This window comes from Sphingomonas sp. (assembly GCF_040398505.1).
GTDB lineage: Bacteria > Pseudomonadota > Alphaproteobacteria > Sphingomonadales > Sphingomonadaceae > Sphingomonas.
This window is the reverse complement of sequence record NZ_JBBATX010000044.1, coordinates 1-18,359: the sequence shown is the minus strand read 5'-3', so window position 1 is coordinate 18,359 and position 18,359 is coordinate 1. Positions and strand designations below refer to the sequence as shown.

Below are 18,359 nucleotides of genomic sequence, written 5' to 3'. Positions count from 1 at the left end.
GCGCGGTCGTCGCGCTGAACGGTGGATCATAGCTGACATAATCGCCGTAGCGCGCGATCAACCACGAGCGGATCGCCTGCGGACTCTCCCCGGCCGCGATCCTGGCGCGAACGAGCGAGCGCATGTCCCCCGCCATTTCGGCATTGCTGTCGGCGATCGATTGCCCTTGGCACACGACGCAGCGCAGCGTGAGCATCAGCGCTTGTGCCTGCGCTTCTTTGGACGAGTCTTTAAGCTGCACGTTCGCCAGCGGCGCAGCCGGCTGGTTGCTGTCGGCGAGGGCGGGTGCGGCTAACACCAGCAGCAAGGCGGCGAGCCACTTCACCGCGCGTTCCGCACCGCCGCGATCAACCCCGGCACTTCCTCGGCGCGGATATCGCCGACATGCTGCTGGACGATCCGCCCCTGCCCGTCGATCACGAACGTCTCGGGCACGCCCGACGAGCCGAGCGCGAGCTGCACCATGCTCGCCCGGTCATCGCCGATCGAACGATAGGGATCGCCATTACGCGCCAGAAAATCCGCGATCGCGTCGGGCGTATCGCGAATTGCGACCGCGTCGATCTCGACCCCGGCTTGCTGCAATTTCAGCAGTTGCGGCGCCTCGGCGATGCACGGGATGCACCAGCTCGCGAACACGTTGAGCAAGCGCGGCTTGCCGGTCGCGAAGGCGGCGGTGGCGAGACCCGGCTTGCCCGGAACGATCGGCGGCAGATTGAACGCCGGCAATTTCTGCCCGACCAGCGCCGAATGCACGACTCGGTCGGCGGGCTTGTAGAGCCCCCAGGCGATCACCGCGAACAGGGCGAGCGCGCCGAGGAACGGCACCCAGATCAGCGGCCGCATCATGCATACCCTTCCTTCGGCGCGGTGCGGCGCGCGCGCCGCAAGCGCCCGAGCAGCGACAGCGCGCCGCCAACTGCGATCAGCGCGCCGCCGAACCAGATCAGCGTCACGAACGGCTTCCACCACAGCCGCAATTGCCAGCGCCCGGTCCCGTCGGGTTCGCCGAGCACGGTGTAGAGCTGCCCATCCCAGCGCGTCGCGATCGCCGATTCGCTGGTCGTCGTCACCGGATTGGCAAAGAAGCGCGATTGCGGGCGAAGGTAGAATACACTGCCCGCCTCGCCACGCCTAACGCTCAGCCGCGCTTCGAGCGCCGACCAGTTCGGCCCGACCACGGGCTTGATCCCGTCGAGCGTCACGGTGAACGGCCCGACGCGCTGCGCCACGCCGACGCGCGCCGCAACCAGCGTCGCTTGCGTAAAGGCGGTGTCGCACGCCATCCCTGCCAGACTCACCGCGATGCCGAGATGCGCAAGCACCATGCCGTAAGTGAAGAGCGGCGTGCGGCGCAAATTACGCTTCCACAATGGTGCAACGCTCGCCACCGCCAGCCCCGCCGCAAGCGCCAGCCCGAGCAGCGGCAGCAACGCGACATGCCCGAGCAGCGCCACCAGGATCAGCACGAGTCCCGTCCCCGCGACTGGCAGCGTCATCCGCTTGAGTACCGCCTCCGCAGTGTCGCGCCGCCATCGCAGCATCGGCCCCGCCGCCATTACCGCGACCAGCGCCAGCGCTACAGGCCCCGCCGCCTTGTCGAAAAACGGCGGCCCGACCGACAATTGCGTGCCGAACCCCGCCGCGACGATCGGGTAAAGCGTGCCGATCAGCACGATCCCGAGGATCACCGTCAGCAAGAGGTTATTGGCAATCAGCGCGCCCTCGCGGCTGACGAAATCGAAGGTATTGCCTTGCTTGACCGTGCCGACGCGGAGCGCGAACAGCAACAGCGCGCCGCCGATATAGATCGCCAGAAGCGCCAGGATGAAGGAACCGCGGGTCGGGTCGACCGCAAAGGCATGGACGCTGGTCAATATCCCTGAACGGACGAGGAACGTGCCGAGCATCGACATCGAAAAAGCCACCACCGCCAGCATCAAGGTCCAGGCGCGGAGGCCATCACGCGTCGCCAGCACGGACACCGAATGGAGCAAGGCGGTCGCCGCCAGCCACGGCATTAGCGAGGCATTCTCGACCGGATCCCAGAACCACCAGCCGCCCCAGCCAAGCTCGTAATACGCCCAATAGGAGCCCGCCGTGATGCCGAGCGTCAGGAAAATCCATGCGCCGAGCACCCACGGCCGCATCGCGCGGGCAAAAGCCGGGCCGACATCGCGCGTGATCATCGCGCCGACCGCGAACGAAAACGCGATCGAGATGCCGACATAGCCGATGTACAAGGTCGGCGGATGGAACGCCAAGCCGGGGTCCTGCAGCAACGGATTGAGGCCATTGCCATCGGCCGGGGCCGGATTGATCCGCGCGAACGGGTTCGAGGAAAAGAGCAGGAACGCGTAGAAGCCCAGCGCAATCGCGGCCTGCGCGCCGAGCGTCGCGATCAATGTCGGCTTGGCGAGGCTGCGTTCGAGCAAGGCGACCGCGGCACCCGCCACACCGAGGATCGTCACCCATAACAGCATCGAGCCTTCGTGATTGCCCCACGCGCCCGCCACCTTGTACAGCATCGGCTTGTCCGAATGGCTGTTCTGCGCGACCAGCAGCACCGACATGTCGCTGCGCGCGAACACCCAGATCAGCAACACCATCGCGGCGAGCGCGAGCATCCCCTGCACCACCGCGACCGGGCGCACTGCGGCCATGATTTCGGCGGTCGGCACGTCCTCGGCCAGCGCCGGTTTCGCCGAACGCCACACGCCGAGCCCCGCCAGCACTAGCTGGAGCAAGGCGAGCGCCGCAGCGAACCATAAGGCGGCAAGACCGGCTTCTGCTAACATCGTGCGCCGATCATGGTTTCAGGGATTTCGTCTCGTGCATCTTGCCCGCCATTTCGGGCGGCATGTATTTTTCGTCATGCTTGGCGAGCAAATTGGTCGCGGTAAAGCTGCCGTCGAGGTTGAACGACCCTTCTGCCACCACGCCCGATTTCTCGCGGAACAGATCGGGCGCGATGCCGCGGAACGCAACCGGCACGGTGGCGAGGCCATCGGTCACGACGAAGCGCATCGACACGCCATCGGCGAGTCGCTGGATCGAGCCGCCCTCGACCATCCCGCCCAGCCGCACCGCCTTGCCGAGCGGCAAGCCGTCTTTCTTCACATCGCCCGGCGCGTAGAAGAACGCCGCCTGATCTTTCAGCGCGGAGAGCGCGAGCACGCTCGCCCCGCCAACCGCCGCGACCGCGAGCAGACCCAGAGTCAAACGCTGATGCTTGGCCTTCATTTCTTCTCGGCCTTCCGCATCGCCAAATAGCTCCACAGCGCCAGCGCGACCGATGCGACGCCGGTCAACCCATAGGCAGCGGTCACGAATGGCCACGGGTTCACGCCATCACCTCCACAACGTTCCCCATCCGCCGCATCCGCGCTTCGGCCTTGGTGCGCGCGAGGATCGTGCGCATCCGCATCAGCACAATCCCGGCAAACAACAGCGTGAAGCCAGACAGCGTGAACCATAACGGCCACAGGATCGACGGGTCGATGCTCGATTTGGTGATGCCGATGCTCTGGCCCTGATGCAGCGTGTTCCACCACACCACCGAATAGCGGATGATCGGCAGCAGCACCGATCCGGCAATGCCGTAGATTGCCGGGATTCGCCCGTCTCCACCGCGATCGTCATCGGCACGCACCAGCGCCATGAAGCCCAGATAGACAAAGAACAGCAGGAGCATCGAGGTCAGCCGCCCGTCCCATTGCCACCACGTGCCCCAGGTCGGCCGACCCCAGATCGATCCTGTCGCCAGGCACAACGCCGCGAACACCGCGCCGGGGAGCGCAATCGCGCGTGCGGCGATCATCGCGAGCGGGTGGCGCCAGATGAGAAATACCAGCGACGAGACCGCAATCCCGCTCCACCCCGACATGCCGAGCCACGCGGTCGGCACATGGATGTAGAGAATGCGCACCGTCTCGCCCTGCAGATAATCCGCTGGAGTCTGCGTCAGCCCGCCCCACACGCCATAACCGAGCAGCAGCACGCCCGCCCAGAACAGCAAGGGTGTCAGCGGCCCGGCGATTTTCAGGAAGCGCGCCGGGTTGGCGAAGGCGTGGAGGCTGGGCACGGCCACCTGAATACGCAAGATTTTCGCGGGAATCTACTGGCGGTTTGTGTCGCGGTGTTTCTTGGCACGCTTTACTCGGCGGCGCGCAGTTCGGCCTCGCCATAATCGACATGCTCGGGCAGCGCCCAGAGCAAGTCGTGTTTGGTCAGCACCCGCCCGTCATGCGCGCGGACGTCGATCGGCCCGATCGGCCGCATGTCGCGCGCATCGACCAAAACGGGGCTCGCCGGGAAACCCGTCTCCCACCGTTCACCCCATTGCCGCAGCGCAAGCATCGTCGGCAGCAGCGCCGAGCCCTTGTCGGTCAATTGATAATGGATCTTGCGGCGGTCGGCGGGCATCGCGGTGCGCGTCAGGATGCCGTGATCGACCAGTCGCCCGAGCCGATTGGCGAGAATATTGCGCGCAATGCCGAGTTCGGACTGAAATTCCTCGAAATGGTGCAGCCCGTTAAAGGCCGCCCGCAAGATCATGAAACTCCAGCGTTCTCCCATAGCCTCGAGCGCAGCAGGAAGGCTGCAGCTTGCTAATTCCCGCAGGGGCTCGCGGAGTTTTCCGTCCATAATCTGTCACCTTATCGCATTTTTGCGCGTCGTGGGAATGAAATATACGTTTTCACTTGCAACTCGCATGTGCAGCATTTAAGTAGTGATTCGCAACTGAATAAAGAAGGAGCCTCCCCATGACCCGCTTGCTCTCGCTCGCCGCCGCCGTTTTGGTCTCGGCCGCTTCGCTCAGCCCGTTCGCCGCGCAGGCCGCCGACGGACCCTATTATGCTGCGACCCCGGTCGCTGCGCCTGCCAAGACGCTGCTGATCACCAGCGGCACAGTGTGGAAGTGGAACACCACCGCCTTCACCGCGAACAAGGCGACCCAGCGCGACGCGATCATGTGCGAAATGGTCGCAAAGAGCACGGGCAAGCTGGTGTCCTTTAGCGCAGGCGGCCAGCCGTTCGACGCTCCGGCGCTCGAAAAGTGCAACGCCCGCGCCAAATAAGGCTCCTCCCCGAGATGCCACTGCCCCTTCCGTGCGTGCCACGGGAGGGGCTTTTTCTTGGGGCAATGCGCAAATATGTTGCAAAGCAACGCGCCGCGACACCATCTTGGACGCGACATGCTGCGCCAGTACGAACTCGTCGATCGCGTCCTTGATTACGATCCCAATGCCAATGAGGCGCTGCTCAACCGCGCCTACGTCTTTTCGATGCAGGCACATGGCAGCCAGAAGCGCGCCAATGGCGATCCCTATTTCAGCCATCCGATCGAAGTCGCCGGGATCCTGACCGATCTGCACCTCGACGATGAGACGATCGCAACCGCGATCCTGCACGATACGATCGAGGATACCGTCGCCACGCCCGAGGAGATTACGCGGCTGTTCGGCGCATCGGTCGCGCGGCTGGTCGACGGCGTCACCAAGCTCAGCAAGATCGAGGCGCAAACCGAAAACGAACGCGCCGCGGAAAATTTGCGCAAGTTCCTGCTGGCGATGTCCGACGACATCCGCGTGCTGCTGGTCAAGCTCGCTGACCGGCTGCACAATATGCGCACGCTGCACTTCATCAAGTCCGAGGACAAGCGCCGCCGTATCGCGCGCGAGACGATGGACATTTACGCGCCGCTTGCCGAGCGGATCGGCATGTACGAATTCATGAAGGAGATGCAAACGCTCGCCTTCGCGCAACTCGAACCCGAAGCGTATGAATCGATCACCATCCGCCTCGCCCAACTCAAGGAAGGCGGCGGCGACCGCATCGCCAAGATCGGCTCGGGCTTGAAACTGCTGCTATCGCGCGCCGGGATCGAGGCAGATATTTCGGGGCGCGAAAAGCATCCCTATTCGATCTGGAAGAAGATGGCCGAGCGGCACATCAGCTTCGAGCAACTCTCCGACATCATGGCGTTCCGCGCGATCGTCCCGAGCGAGGAGGCGTGTTACGCTGCGCTGGGCACGATCCACCGCCGCTGGCCGATGGTGCCGGGGCGCTTCAAGGACTATATCTCGACCCCCAAGCGCAACGGCTATCGGTCGCTCCACACGTCGGTGATCCATGCCGACAATATGCGCGTCGAAATCCAGATCCGCACGGCTGCGATGCACGAAGAGGCCGAACTCGGCCTGGCCGCGCATTGGGCGTACAAGCAAAACAAGGTCCGCCCCGACACGCAGCATAGCTGGATCGCCGATCTGGTCGAAATCCTCGACACCGCCGAATCCCCGGAGGAGCTGCTCGAACATACCAAGATGGCGATGTATCAGGATCGCATCTTCGCCTTCACCCCCAAGGGCGAATTGCAGCAATTGCCCAAGGGGGCCTCGCCGATCGACTTTGCCTATGCGGTCCACACCGATCTCGGTGATCAGGCGGTTGGCGCGAAGATCAACGGCCGCGTCGTGCCGTTACGCACCATCATCGAAAATGGCGATCAGGTGCAGATTTTGCGGTCGAAAGCGCAGGAGCCGCAGCCGGGCTGGATGAACTTCGCGATCACCGGAAAGGCCCGCGCTGCGATCCGGCGGCACTTGCGCCACAAGGAACACGTCGAAACCCAGTCGCTCGGGCGCAAAATGTATGACGAACTCGTTTCGCGCTTGCCCGCGCCGCTCGCGGCCGACGCGCAGGCGGTGGCAATGCAGCGGCTGAAGGTGGCCGACGAAGCCGCCTTGCTCGAGGCGATCGCACGGCGGCGCATTCCCGACCGGGCGGTGATGGAGGCGCTGATGCCGGGATCGGCCGGTGGTGACGCGCTGCGCGATATGCCGCCGCAATTCGCCGCCATCTCGATCCGCGGCCTGACGGCCGGCGTCGCGTTCGATCTGGCCGAATGCTGCCACCCTGTCCCCGGCGATCGTATCGTCGGCCTGCGCCGCCCCGATGCGGGGATCGAGGTCCATACGATCGATTGCCCGGTGCTCGCCTCCGCCGACGACGCCGATTGGGTCGATTTGTCGTGGGGCGACAAGACCGAGGGTGCGACCGCGCGCATCTCGGTCGAGGTCAAGAACGAGCCCGGCGCGCTGGGGACGATCGCGACGATCATCGGCGCGCAAAAGGCCAATATCGTCAACCTGCGGCTCGACAATCGCGACACCGGATTTCACACCAACACGATCGATGTCGAGGTTCACGACGTCCACCATCTGATGCACGTCATCGGCGCGCTGCGCGCGGCGGATGCGGTCAACGGCGTGGTCCGGGTTTAGGCGTCCCTAGTCACCGACCAAAAGCCACCCACGGTCCCGGCTTTTGCAACTTGACCCATGACGGATGCGCAACATCGCGCTAGACCGCTGCAATGCCCCGCCCCGCTCTCTCCGTCGTCATCCCGTGTTACAATGAGGCGCCCTGCCTCGATCTGCTGCACAGCCGCGTATCGGCGGCGGCGCGCGCGGCGGTCGGCGAGGATTACGAAATCCTCTTCATCAATGACGGGTCGAAGGACGATAGCTGGCCGGTGATGCAGCGCCTCGCCGCCGCCGATCCGCGGCTGGTGGTTATCAACCTGTCGCGCAACCACGGCCATCAATTGGCGCTGACCGCCGGGCTCGATTTGTGCTCGGGCGCGCAAATCCTGATCATCGATGCCGATTTGCAGGATCCGCCCGAACTCTTGGGCGAGATGCGCGCGGCGATGATCGAGTCTCAGGCCGACGTGATCTATGCCGTGCGCCGCTCGCGCGAGGGCGAGACCTTGTTCAAGAAAGCCACCGCTGCCGCTTTCTATCGTTTGCTCGATCGCGTCACCGATACCGCAATCCCGCTCGACACGGGCGATTTCCGGCTGATGAGCCGGCGCGCGCTCGATGCGTTTCTGGCGATGCCCGAACAGGCGCGCTTCATCCGCGGGATGGTCGCGTGGGTCGGTTTTCGCCAGGTCCCCTTCCCCTATGACCGCGCCGAGCGCCATGCCGGCGAGACCAATTATCCGCTCGCCAAGATGATCCGCTTGGCCCTCGATGCCGTCACCGGCTTTTCGACCGCCCCCTTGCGCTTCGCCAGCCATCTCGGACTCGCGCTCACCGCCGCCTCGCTCTTGCTGTTCCTGTACATCGCGGTCGGCTTTTTCAGCGGCAGCGCGGTGGCGGGCTGGACTTCGACGATGCTCGTCGTGGTCCTGCTCGGCGCGTTCCAAATGTTCGTGCTCGGCATGATCGGCGAATATCTCGGACGGCTCTATGTCGAATCGAAACGCCGCCCGCTGTATCTGGTCGCCGATGTGGTCGGCCCGGTGAAGGGCCATGCGACGCTGGGGTATCGCGCAGAACCAACTCCCGCCGTTCGCCCTGAGCCTGTAGACGGGCTGCTCTCCGCACATGCGACAATGCCGGTGGAGAGCAGTGCTTCGACAACCCTGGAGTAAATCCGGGGACGAGCGGAGGATTAGGCGGCGCGCCTCGACGCCAGCGTCACGATCGAGACGCCGGGCGACAACGGCACCCTGCCAAGCAAGTGACGCTCAAGCCCGAAGATCCGCTCGAACAGCGCGTTGAGCGCAGGGTGCGGGGGGGAATCGTCGCTATCGTCCTTGCCGCGCAACCGCCCCGCGATCCGCGCGGCGACGGCCAGCGGAAAAAGCAGCGAGTTAAACCAGCGCAAGCCGTTATGTTCGAGCCCGGCCGCATCGATCGCCGCGGCGAGCGTCGCCTTCGAATAGCGCCGGTGGTGATGATTGACGACGTCGTGCGCGCTCCACAGCCATTGGTGCGCGGGCACCGCGATCAGGATCTTACCGCCGGGCTTCAGGCAGTCGCGCATCGCCTTCAGCGCCGCGACATCGTCTGCGATATGTTCGACCACATCGAGCACCGCGATCAGATCATACGCGCCGCGTTCGATCCCGGGCAGCTCGGGCAGCGGCGCATCGCCGACCGGCGCACCAAGGCGTTGACTGGCGATGGCGCGCGCCGCCGGATCAATCTCGATCGCCTCGACCGTGCCGAACGCGCCGAGCATCGGCAAATTGTGTCCCGTCCCGCACCCGATCTCGAGAATGCGCGCATCCTTCGGCAGGCCACCTTCGCGCGTCAGATACTCGGCAAGGATGTCGCGCCGCGCGCGGTACCACCAATGCGTCGAATCATGCGCCGCCATTCGGTCGTAAACGATACGGTCCATCAGGCGCGATCCATCCGATTCGGGGCCATTATTTAAAAACCAGCTGGCGGTTGAGGAAAAAGGTGAAGACCGTCGCGCAGGCGACGGCGGGGAGCAACGGCACCATCGGGGAATAGCCCAGCTTCGCCGTCCCGATCCACGTGATCAGCCCGTTGAGCGCGATGCCCGAGGCCTGCACCGCGACAAATTTTACGTGCCGCAGCCGGTCCGCGTCACGCGTCGCATGGCCCTTGAAGCTCCACCGGCTGTGCAGGAAAAAGCCAACCGTCACCGCCACGGCGAAGGCGAACGGCACGGCATAAACCGCGTGCCGCTGCTCGAACACGAAGCGCGTCAGCGGCCAATAGACCGCCACATAAATCAGCGTCGTGAGCACGCCCGAGATTCCGAAACGAATCACCTCGCCGAACATCCCGCTCGCGCGCAGCTGTTCGACACGTCGCCACATTGCCTTGTCGTTCGCCGCCACGTTCGCTTGCCCTTTACGATTGCGCCAGTAGAGCGCGATGATGGTCGAGGGAAGCACTTTGCACGGGCGCAGTCGGTTCACACGGGCGCTGGAGCGTGACTGGGTCTCGCTCACGCTGCTCGCCTGGTTGGGCGTCGCGGTTTATTTCGTGGCGCAACGCTGGACCGGGATCCATTTCCTCCAGCTCGGCGACACCGACGATAATATGCGGTTGATGCAAGTCCGTGCGTGGCTCGGCGGGCAGGATTGGTACGATCTGCGCCAATATCGCCTGAATCCGCCCGGCGGATACGACATGCATTGGAGCCGGATCGTCGATTTGCCGATCGCCGGGCTCATCCTGCTGCTGCGCCCGTTCGTGGGCGCGCGCGAGGCCGAAATGCTGGCGTGCGGCATCGCCCCGCTGCTGCCGCTCGCCATCACCTTCCTCGGGATCGGCGCAACGGTGCGGCGGCTGGTCAGCCCCTATGCCTGGCCGCTCGCGATCCTGCTGCTGCTGTGCTGCACCGCGACGCTGCTAATGTATATGCCCGAGCGGATCGACCATCATGGCTGGCAGCTCGCGATGCTCAGTCTCACCGTCGCCGGGCTGTGCGACCCGAAGCCGCTTCGCGGTGGCGCGATCGTCGGGCTGGCGGGCGCGGTGTCACTCGCGATCGGGCTCGAAATGCTGCCTTATGCCGCGATCGCGGGCGCGATTCTGACGCTGCGCTGGGTATGGGACCGGGCCGAAGCGCCGCGCTTGACGATCTATGCGTTGACGCTCGGCGCGGGGAGCGCGCTCGGTTATGCGCTGTTCGCCTCCTACGCCAATGCCGTGTTGCGCTGCGATGCGCTGACCCCGGTATGGCTGAGCGTGATGGTCATGGCGGGCGCGCTGCTGTTCGCGCTGGCCTGGGCAAACCCGCAAAATCGCTGGGTCCGGCTCGCACTCGCGGTCGCCGCAGGGGCGATCATCGTGATCGGCTTCGCGCTCATTTTCCCGCAATGCCTCGGCCGCCCCGAACAAGCCTCGCCCGAATTGCAGAAGAACTGGCTCAACATGATCCGCGAGGCGCGGCCGATCTACGCGCATCCGTTCCGCATCGCCTTTCCGGTCGCGGTGCTGCCGGTGGTTGGCGTGCTCGGGGCGGCGGTCGCGACGTGGCGCGCGCGCGGGACGGCGCTTGGGCTGGCGTGGGCAACGGTGTTGCTGTTCGTGACGGGTGCCGCCTTGTTGCTGCTGTGGCAGGTGCGTGCCGGGCCAGCGGCGCAGATGCTCGCGGTCCCGGGCGCGGTCGCTTTGGGGTGGATGCTGGTGCCCTACTTCCAAAGCAGCAAATCGGCGCTGGTCCGCGTGTTCGGCACGGTCGCGGTGATCCTGCTGATCGGATCGGGGCTGTTCGCCGGGCTCGCGATCCGGCTCCTGCCGATCGACCGCCCCGACAAACGCACCCAAATCGTCGACCGCGCCAGCGGCAATTGCCCGACGATGAGCGCGCTGCGCCCGCTCGACCGCTATCCGGCGCAGACGATCTTCAGCTTCGTCGATCTGGGGCCGCGGATCATCACGATCACGCATCACAGTGCCGTGGCCGGCCCGTATCACCGCAATGGCAACGCGATCCTCGACGTGCAGCATGCCTTCTCCGGCACGCCTGAGAACTTCCGCATGATTGCCAAGCGCCACGGCGCGACGCTGCTGCTGGTGTGCCCCAACATGGCCGAATCGACGATCTACCGCGCCCGCGCACCGGGCGGCTTTTACGACCAGCTCGCGCATCGCAAGACGTTCGACTGGCTCGAACCGCTGCCAATGCCAAAGAAGTCGCCGCTGCGGCTGTGGCAGATCAAATAGCGCGAAGCGCAGCCCTCCTGCTGCCCTCTTCGTACCTTTGCGTCTTCGTGTGAGACAATCTTCTTTGCTCACACAAAGACGCAAAGGCACGAAGAGGATAAGAAAAAACTCGACCTGCGGTCGGCTTAGCCGAGGCTGATCTTCACCCCGTCGATCACGAACTGCACCGCCAGCGCCGCGAGCAGCACGCCGAGCAGCCGCGTGATCACCGCCTCGATCTTCACCCCCAGCACGCGCATGATCGGCCCTGCTGCGAGCAACGCGATCAACGTCAGCAGCAGGATCGTGGCGAGCGCGCCGAACACCACCAGATGCTGCTCGAGCCCCGGGTTGCGCGAACCGAGCAGCATCACCGACGCGATCGACCCCGGCCCGGCGATCATCGGCATCGCCATCGGGAAGATCGACACATCCTCGACCTCGGGCGTCGCGGCAATCTTGGCGGCGCGGTCTTCGCGGCGCTCGGTGCGCTTTTCGAACACCATTTCCAGCGCGATCAGGAACAACATGATCCCGCCCGCAATCCGGAAGCTCGCGAGCGAAATCCCCAGCCCCTTGAGCAACGCCTCGCCGAACAAAGCGAAGGCGAACAGGATCGCCGACGCGACCAGCACCGCGCGGATCGCCATCGCGCGGCGATGCGCCACGCTCGCGCCCTTGGTCAGCCCGGCAAAGATCGGCGCGCAGCCCGGCGGATCGATCACCACGAAAAAGGTGATCAGCGAGGAAATGTAGAGTTCGATCATTTCAAGAAGATCACATCATCGATCGCATCCACGGTGCGTCTTCCATCCCAAAGATAGGCGGAAAAGACGCGAATATTGCCTGCAGAACTGTACCCCCATTCCCATGTCAACGACTGGTCGCCGGACTCACCCCCGCCATAGCGCGGCTCCGTTTTGGATTTCTTCGGTATAGCTCGCGGAATTTTTATGCACGATGCCGTAACAACTTTAGGGTTAGCCGATCTGGAACGCGCGACCTTCAAATCATCCCCGCCATCGACGATCCACTTCCAGCCGCCGTCCGGCTGCCGCTGCCACACCGTCGAGAAATAGCCGGCCGCGCCGTCGGGCCGCTTCCATCCGCCGGTATTGACCGCAAGCGACCCGTCGCACGAGACATAGCTCGCGGTCGGCCACCACGCGATCGCCTTGGCCGGGTCCTTACGGTCCTTAAGCCAGCTTTGCGCGTTGATCGGCTGCGGCACGAACATCGTCGCGTCGCGCGCCGCCCATTTGCGAAAGGCGGTCCATTGCCCGAGCGTCTGCGCATCGGCGGCAAAGGCGCGTTCGGCATCGAGGGCGGACCCTTTTTCTTCTTCCGTTCGCCCTGAGCCTGTCGAAGGGCCGCTATCCGCGAGCGCAACGCGCGGTGCTTCGACAAGCTCAGCACGAACGGAGGGGGCGGCGGAGGGCAGGGCCGCAAGGAGCAAGAGCGCTAGCATCAGATCGCGCCCTTCTCATATGCCACGCCTTCACGCCGCTCCGCCGAGATCAGCGTATTGCGCAACAAACACGCGATCGTCATCGGGCCGACCCCGCCCGGCACCGGCGTCACCGCGCTCGCCACGCCCATCGCGCCCGCGAAATCGACATCGCCGACCAGACCCTCGGGCGTGCGGTTGATCCCGACATCGATCACGGTCGCGCCCGGCTTGATCCACTCGCCCTTGATCATCTGCGCCCGCCCGACCGCCGCGACGACGATATCGGCGCGCTTGACCACGCTCGACAAATCGCGCGTGCGCGAATGCGCGACCGTGACGGTACAGCTCTCGGCGATCAGCAATTGCGCCATCGGCTTGCCGACGATGTTCGACCGCCCGATCACCACCGCATCGAGCCCGCTCAAATCGCCAAGCTGGTCCTTGAGCAGCATCAGACAGCCCAGCGGCGTACACGGCACGAACCCCGGCAACCCCGTCGCCAACCGCCCGGCATTGACCGGGTGGAAGCCGTCGACATCCTTGTCGGGGTCGATCCGGGTCGTCACCGCGCGCTCGTCAATGTGCGGCGGCAGCGGCAATTGCACCAGAATCCCGTCGATCGCGGAATCGGCGTTGAGCGCATCGACCAGATCGATCAGCGCGTCCTGCGGGACATCGGCGGGCAAGCGGTGCTCGACGCTCACCATCCCCGCTTCACGCGTCGCGCGCCCCTTGTTGCGGACATAGACCGCCGAGGCCGGGTCTTCGCCGACCAGCACCACCGCCAGCCCCGGCGCACGGCCGCTCGCCGCGACAAACGCCGCGACCCGCGCGCCGACGCGCGCGCGCAAGCCTGCGGCAAAGGCTTTACCGTCGATGATGCTGGCGGTCATGCGGTCCGCTCCTTGGGCGTCAGAGCAGGGATGCGCCGATGTACCACAGCATCAGCCGCGGCAGCACGATCGCGCTCAGGATGTTGAGCGTCACCAGCAGCGCGAAGGGCGCGAGGTCGATCTGCCCGAAATCGGGCAGGATCCGGCGGAACGGGCGGTACAGCGGCTCGGTCCCCTTGTTGAGGCCCTGATAGATCGCGCGGACCGTCTCGTTATACGTGTTGATGACGTTGAACGCGACGAGCAGCGACAGGATCACCTGCACCAGCACGACCATCGAGATCGCCTGAATCAGCACTTGCAGGATTTGAAGGATCGTCAGCACCATGTCTCTCCGCTCGGGGTCGATCCGGCTCTAGCGCGATCGCGCGCGTGCGAACACCCCTTGAGGTTTCCAAATGCGGGGGCGTTCTGTGAAGGTTGATTCACGCGGAGACGCGGAGCCGCGGAGAAAGTGCACAACGGCGGGGTCGGGAGACACGTCTCGCGTCGTCCCTGCGGCACGATGGTCGTTTGAGCGCTGCCGCGCCCTTCTTTTTCTTCTCCGCGTCTCCGCGCCTCCGCGCGAACCAACCTTCTTCTTACTTCCGCACCAAAGTCCCCGCACCGCGTCGCGTAAAGATTTCCAGCAGCATCGCATGCGGCACGCGCCCGTCGAGGATGACCGCGGCGTCGACCCCGCCCTCGACCGCGCGGACGCACGTCTCAAGCTTGGGGATCATCCCGCCGCTGATCGTACCGTCGGCGCGCAGCCGCGCCACATCGGCCGGGACGAGATCGGTCAGCAAGGTCCCGCTCTTGTCGAGCACGCCGACCACGTCGGTCAGCATAAACAGCCGCTCCGCCCCCAGGGCCGCCGCGATCGCGCCCGCCATCGTATCGGCGTTGATGTTATAGGTCGCGCCATCCGCGCCGAGTCCGACCGGCGCCACCACCGGAATAAAGCCATCGCGCGCGAGGTTGATCAGGATCGACGGGTCGACCGCAACCGGATCACCAACGAACCCGAGATCGACATGGCGCTCGATCCCCGAATTGGGATCGGGCTCGCGCCGTCCGCCAACCTTTTCGGCGACGACCAGATTGGCGTCCTTCCCCGAAATGCCGACGCCGCGGCCACCCGCCTGCCCGATCCAGCCGACGATTTCCTTGTTGATGCTCCCGGCCAGCACCATTTCGGCGATCTGCGCGGTCTCGGCATCGGTAACGCGCAAGCCATCGATGAAGCGCGATTCGACCCCCAGCCGCTTGAGCATCGCGCCGATTTGCGGCCCACCGCCATGCACCACCACCGGATTGATGCCGACCGCCTTCATCAGCACGACATCCTCGGCGAAATCGCGCGCGAGTTCGGGGTCGCCCATCGCATGCCCGCCATATTTCACAACGAAGGTCTTGCCGGCGTAACGCTGCATATAGGGCAGCGCCTCGACCAGCGTTTCGGCCTTGGCGAGGAGTTCGGGGGCGGGGGAATGGTCGGTCATGCGTGCCCTTTAGCCCGCTTGTCATCCCCGCGAAAGCGGGGACCCATCTCCTTCGGGGCGAGCTGGGTCCCCGCTTTCGCGGGGATGACAAATTTATGCTGGGTTGCGATCCAGCCACCGCCCGAACGCGACCATCGCGGTGATCAACAACGGCACGAGCACAATCGAAAGCAGCACCTTGACCAGCATCTGCCCGGCCATCAGCCAGCCGATCGCGCCGACGCCAAACGCGATCGTGATGAACAGCACCGTGTCGACGATCTGGCTCAGCACGCTCGCCACCGCCGCGCGGAACCATAAGAGCGAATTCCCCTCGCGGCCCTTCAGCCACGAAAAGATCGTGACGTTGAGCATTTGCGAAATGCCGTAAGAAATGATCCCGCCAAGCCAGATCCACGGTGTCGCCATCATCATCGTGTTGAACGCCGCCAGCCGGTCGGGCGCCATTTCGGGGGCTGCGGGCATGCGCAAAATGGCGAGCGTCAGCAGCATCGAGGTGATCAGCGGGACGAACCCGACCAGCACCAGGAAATTCGCGACCTTGCGCCCATACAATTCGGCCACCGCGCTCGACGTGATGACCAGCAGCAGGAACGCGAAAATCCCCGCCTCGATCGCCAGCGGCGGGAGGCCGAGCAGCGGCCCGAGCGCCGAAACCGGCCCGAGTGTGACCTGCTTGTTGCCGAGCACCCCGGCAATGCAGACCATGCCGCCATAGAAAATCGAGAAAGCGAAGAGCGCGCGCGGGATGCCGCCGGGCGCAGGGTGTGCAGGTGTTTCCATCGCCGCAACGCTAGCCGGTTTCGCCCGCGCGTCAAACGTCCAGGTGCGCGCCCGCCCCCCTCCGTCACCCCGGCCCTGTGCCGGGGTTACGCCGTGGGGTTCAGCCGCACAGCCTGACGAATCAATCGGCTCTAGCCCCAAGCGCGCGGCCCTGTATGGTGCCCGCTTTCGCGCGGGGGGGCCGCGTGGGCGATTTCAACCGCGAGTGATGCAGTTCATGGGCTCTTTTTCGATCGGCATCCTCGGCATCGCCGTCATCCTCGGCCTCGCGCTCCTGCTGTCGAGCAACCGCCGCGCGATCCGGCTGCGCGTCGTCGGCGCGGCGTTCGCGCTGCAAATCGGGATCGCGGTACTGGTGCTGAAGGTGCCCGCCGGGGTCGCCGCGCTGCAATTCCTGTCGGGCGGCGTCTCGAACCTGCTCGGCTATGCGCATAACGGCGTCGATTTCCTGTTCGGCCCGCTCGCCCGGCCCGAGATCGGCGGCAACAGCTTCGCAATCGCAGCGCTCCCCGTCATCATCTTCTTCGCCAGCCTGGTGTCGATCCTCTATTATCTCGGCATCATGCAGTTCGTCGTGCGCTGGCTCGGCGGCGCGATCGAATGGGTGATCGGCGTGTCGAAGGTCGAGGCGTTGTGCGCCGCCGCCAACATTTTCGTCGGGCAAAGCGAATCGCCGCTCGTCATCCGGCCCTATCTCGCCGGCCTCACCCCGGCGCAGCTGTTCACCGTGATGACCAGCGGCATGGCGGGCGTCGCGGGGACGATCCTGGCTGCCTATGCATCGATGGGGATCCGCATCGAATATCTGCTCGCGGCAAGCTTCATGGCGGCGCCTGCCGGGATCCTGATGGCCAAGATCATGATGCCCGACGAGCCCGTGCCACAGGGCGAACTCCCGCTCGGCGATCATCCCGAGGAAAACATCCGCCTCGCCGAGACGCGGATCAGCGGCCAGGGACCGGCCGCCTTGCTCCCGGAAGGCACCCCCGGCGAACCGATGCCGCAAGCCAGCCATGACGAGGAAAAGCCCGCCAACATCATCATGGCGGCGGCGCAAGGCGCGCAGACCGGCGTCAAGCTCGCGGTCGCGGTCGGCGCGATGGTGCTGGCGTTCGTCGCGCTAGTCGCGCTCGCCAACGGCATCCTCGGCGGGATCGGCGGCTGGTTCGGCTATCCGACGCTCAGCTTCCAGGGGCTGCTCGGCACGGTGTTCGCGCCGATCATGTTCCTGCTCAACATCCCGTGGAACGAAGCGCAGATCGCCGGCGGCCTGTTCGGGCAGAAGATCGTGCTCAACGAATTCGTCGCCTATATCAGCCTCGGCACGCAAAAGGGCCTGAGCGAGCACACCATCGCGGTGGTGACCTTTGCTTTGTGCGGTTTCGCCAATTTCTCCTCGATCGCGATCCAGATGGCGGTGACCGGGAGCTTAGCTCCGAACCAACGCCCGATGATTGCCAAACTCGGGCTGAAGGCGCTGGCGGCGGGGAGCTTGGCGAACCTGATGTCGGCGGCTCTCGCGGGGTTGTTGATCGGGTAACGGGCTTCGGTGAGGCGCCTACCCCAAACCCGTTCGGGCTGAGCCTGTCGAAGCCCACCTCGCCACAAAGAGCAGCTTCGCGGGGAAAGGCCCTTCGACAAGCTCGAAACGAACGGGGAGGGGATCGCGCACTCCCCCCGTCACCCCGGCCTTGAGCCGGGGCCCATGGTGCAGCAAGCGCAACGCTTCGAATGCGACCGACGCGCTAGCGGATGGATGGGCCCCGGCTCAAGGCCGGGGTGACGGTTGGGGGAGTGTCGGCTCGCGCCCCACTTGCGGACATTCGCGCTGACCTGCATCCTACCGAAATGAAACGACGCGCTGCCGCTTTCGCATCTACAATTTTCGCTCTCTCATCGTGCGGCCCCGCCACGTCTTTAAACAACGACACAAATAATAAAGTCTTCGTCGACTTTATAGGCATTGATGGACCAAGAACGCCCGACCCTCAAGAGGTTGTCGTAGGCAGTTCATTGACAGCCCCGTTGCCACCTACAGAACTTCAAATGCTTTATATCGGACGCGACCGCCACAATCTCCGAGCGTTCACGATAAGCAGATACTGTAATCTTACGAAGCCAGATTGCGTGCTGCGGGCATCAAGGTTTCTCGGATCTGTCTCGAACGGGAGCTAATCACCAATCGAGACACTAACGTGTTTCGGCGCCCCCCCCAGGGCTGTTCAACGCTAATTATAATCCTCTATAATTGAGGACGAGATTG

The 18,359-nt window shown here is 64.7% G+C and carries 19 protein-coding genes; 5 read left to right on the top strand and 14 right to left on the bottom strand.

Annotation, left to right across the window (positions count from 1 at the left end; all coding sequences use genetic code 11):
* The 6 genes from ABWP09_RS07590 to ABWP09_RS07565 form a co-directional block, all read right to left on the bottom strand.
* Positions 1 to 325 (bottom strand): cytochrome c-type biogenesis protein (locus tag ABWP09_RS07590; protein WP_353204540.1); only part of this gene is annotated, 325 nt, incomplete at its 3' end.
* Positions 322 to 849, bottom strand: coding sequence for a redoxin family protein (locus tag ABWP09_RS07585; protein ID WP_353204539.1), 528 nt, complete (start codon positions 847 to 849; stop codon positions 322 to 324). The genes ABWP09_RS07585 and ABWP09_RS07590, both read right to left, overlap by 4 nt.
* A complete protein-coding gene (locus ABWP09_RS07580; protein ID WP_353204538.1) occupies positions 846 to 2,798 on the bottom strand; it encodes a heme lyase CcmF/NrfE family subunit in 1,953 nt (650 codons plus the stop codon). The genes ABWP09_RS07585 and ABWP09_RS07580 overlap by 4 nt, the downstream gene beginning before the upstream one ends.
* Before the next feature lie 10 nt (positions 2,799 to 2,808).
* Positions 2,809 to 3,243, bottom strand: coding sequence for a cytochrome c maturation protein CcmE (gene ccmE, locus ABWP09_RS07575; RefSeq protein WP_353204537.1), 435 nt, complete (start codon positions 3,241 to 3,243; stop codon positions 2,809 to 2,811).
* A 100-nt stretch (positions 3,244 to 3,343) separates the two neighbouring features.
* On the bottom strand, positions 3,344 to 4,084 hold the full coding sequence (gene ccmC, locus ABWP09_RS07570; protein ID WP_353204546.1) for a heme ABC transporter permease CcmC: 741 nt from the start codon (positions 4,082 to 4,084) through the stop codon (positions 3,344 to 3,346).
* 71 nt (positions 4,085 to 4,155) lie between these two features.
* A complete protein-coding gene (locus ABWP09_RS07565; protein WP_188446238.1) occupies positions 4,156 to 4,647 on the bottom strand; it encodes a winged helix-turn-helix transcriptional regulator in 492 nt (163 codons plus the stop codon).
* 119 nt (positions 4,648 to 4,766) lie between these two features.
* Here ABWP09_RS07565 and ABWP09_RS07560 point away from each other — a divergent pair, with 119 nt between their 5' ends.
* From ABWP09_RS07560 to ABWP09_RS07550, 3 genes are all read left to right on the top strand, one after another.
* A complete protein-coding gene (locus tag ABWP09_RS07560; RefSeq protein ID WP_353204536.1) occupies positions 4,767 to 5,081 on the top strand; it encodes a CC_3452 family protein in 315 nt (104 codons plus the stop codon).
* A 117-nt stretch (positions 5,082 to 5,198) separates the two neighbouring features.
* Positions 5,199 to 7,289 (top strand): RelA/SpoT family protein, encoded by a 2,091-nt coding sequence (locus ABWP09_RS07555; RefSeq protein WP_353204535.1) that lies wholly within the window; start codon positions 5,199 to 5,201, stop codon positions 7,287 to 7,289.
* Between the two features lie 92 nt (positions 7,290 to 7,381).
* Entirely contained in the window at positions 7,382 to 8,446 is a 1,065-nt protein-coding gene (locus ABWP09_RS07550; protein WP_353204534.1) for a glycosyltransferase family 2 protein, read from the top strand.
* Between the two features lie 20 nt (positions 8,447 to 8,466).
* Here ABWP09_RS07550 and ABWP09_RS07545 read toward each other — a convergent pair whose 3' ends face one another.
* Both ABWP09_RS07545 and ABWP09_RS07540 read right to left on the bottom strand, forming a co-directional pair.
* Positions 8,467 to 9,201: a class I SAM-dependent methyltransferase gene (locus ABWP09_RS07545; protein ID WP_353204533.1), complete on the bottom strand. Its 735-nt coding sequence runs from the start codon at positions 9,199 to 9,201 to the stop codon at positions 8,467 to 8,469.
* Between the two features lie 28 nt (positions 9,202 to 9,229).
* Positions 9,230 to 9,727 carry a GtrA family protein gene (locus ABWP09_RS07540; protein ID WP_353204532.1) on the bottom strand — a complete coding sequence of 166 codons (498 nt, stop codon included), beginning with the start codon at positions 9,725 to 9,727 and terminating at the stop codon, positions 9,230 to 9,232.
* Here ABWP09_RS07540 and ABWP09_RS07535 point away from each other — a divergent pair.
* Positions 9,711 to 11,507 carry an AcrB/AcrD/AcrF family protein gene (locus ABWP09_RS07535; RefSeq protein ID WP_502959775.1) on the top strand — a complete coding sequence of 599 codons (1,797 nt, stop codon included), beginning with the start codon at positions 9,711 to 9,713 and terminating at the stop codon, positions 11,505 to 11,507. The two genes, ABWP09_RS07540 and ABWP09_RS07535, sit on opposite strands and share 17 nt — an antisense overlap.
* Positions 11,508 to 11,632: 125 nt before the next feature.
* Here the strand turns inward: ABWP09_RS07535 and ABWP09_RS07530 are convergent, their stop codons facing one another.
* The 6 genes from ABWP09_RS07530 to ABWP09_RS07505 all read right to left on the bottom strand — a co-directional run bounded on the left by ABWP09_RS07530 (position 11,633) and on the right by ABWP09_RS07505 (position 16,096).
* Positions 11,633 to 12,253: a MarC family protein gene (locus ABWP09_RS07530; protein WP_353204530.1), complete on the bottom strand. Its 621-nt coding sequence runs from the start codon at positions 12,251 to 12,253 to the stop codon at positions 11,633 to 11,635.
* The gene (locus ABWP09_RS07525) at positions 12,250 to 12,723 is read right to left on the bottom strand and encodes a hypothetical protein (protein WP_353204529.1); all 474 of its coding nucleotides are present in this window, start codon (positions 12,721 to 12,723) and stop codon (positions 12,250 to 12,252) included. Before ABWP09_RS07525 ends, ABWP09_RS07530 begins: the two co-directional genes overlap by 4 nt.
* 230 nt (positions 12,724 to 12,953) lie before the next feature.
* A complete protein-coding gene (gene folD / locus ABWP09_RS07520; RefSeq protein WP_353204528.1) occupies positions 12,954 to 13,829 on the bottom strand; it encodes a bifunctional methylenetetrahydrofolate dehydrogenase/methenyltetrahydrofolate cyclohydrolase FolD in 876 nt (291 codons plus the stop codon).
* Positions 13,830 to 13,848: 19 nt separating this feature from the next.
* The gene (locus ABWP09_RS07515) at positions 13,849 to 14,157 is read right to left on the bottom strand and encodes a YggT family protein (protein ID WP_502959774.1); all 309 of its coding nucleotides are present in this window, start codon (positions 14,155 to 14,157) and stop codon (positions 13,849 to 13,851) included.
* 253 nt (positions 14,158 to 14,410) lie between these two features.
* Positions 14,411 to 15,313: an acetylglutamate kinase gene (argB, locus tag ABWP09_RS07510; RefSeq protein WP_353204527.1), complete on the bottom strand. Its 903-nt coding sequence runs from the start codon at positions 15,311 to 15,313 to the stop codon at positions 14,411 to 14,413.
* Between the two features lie 93 nt (positions 15,314 to 15,406).
* Positions 15,407 to 16,096, bottom strand: a complete 690-nt coding sequence (locus ABWP09_RS07505; protein WP_353204526.1) for a queuosine precursor transporter — start codon at positions 16,094 to 16,096, stop codon at positions 15,407 to 15,409.
* 217 nt (positions 16,097 to 16,313) lie between these two features.
* Here ABWP09_RS07505 and ABWP09_RS07500 point away from each other — a divergent pair, with 217 nt between their 5' ends.
* On the top strand, positions 16,314 to 17,636 hold the full coding sequence (locus tag ABWP09_RS07500; RefSeq protein WP_353204544.1) for a NupC/NupG family nucleoside CNT transporter: 1,323 nt from the start codon (positions 16,314 to 16,316) through the stop codon (positions 17,634 to 17,636).
* The last annotated feature ends 723 nt before the right edge of the window (positions 17,637 to 18,359 follow it).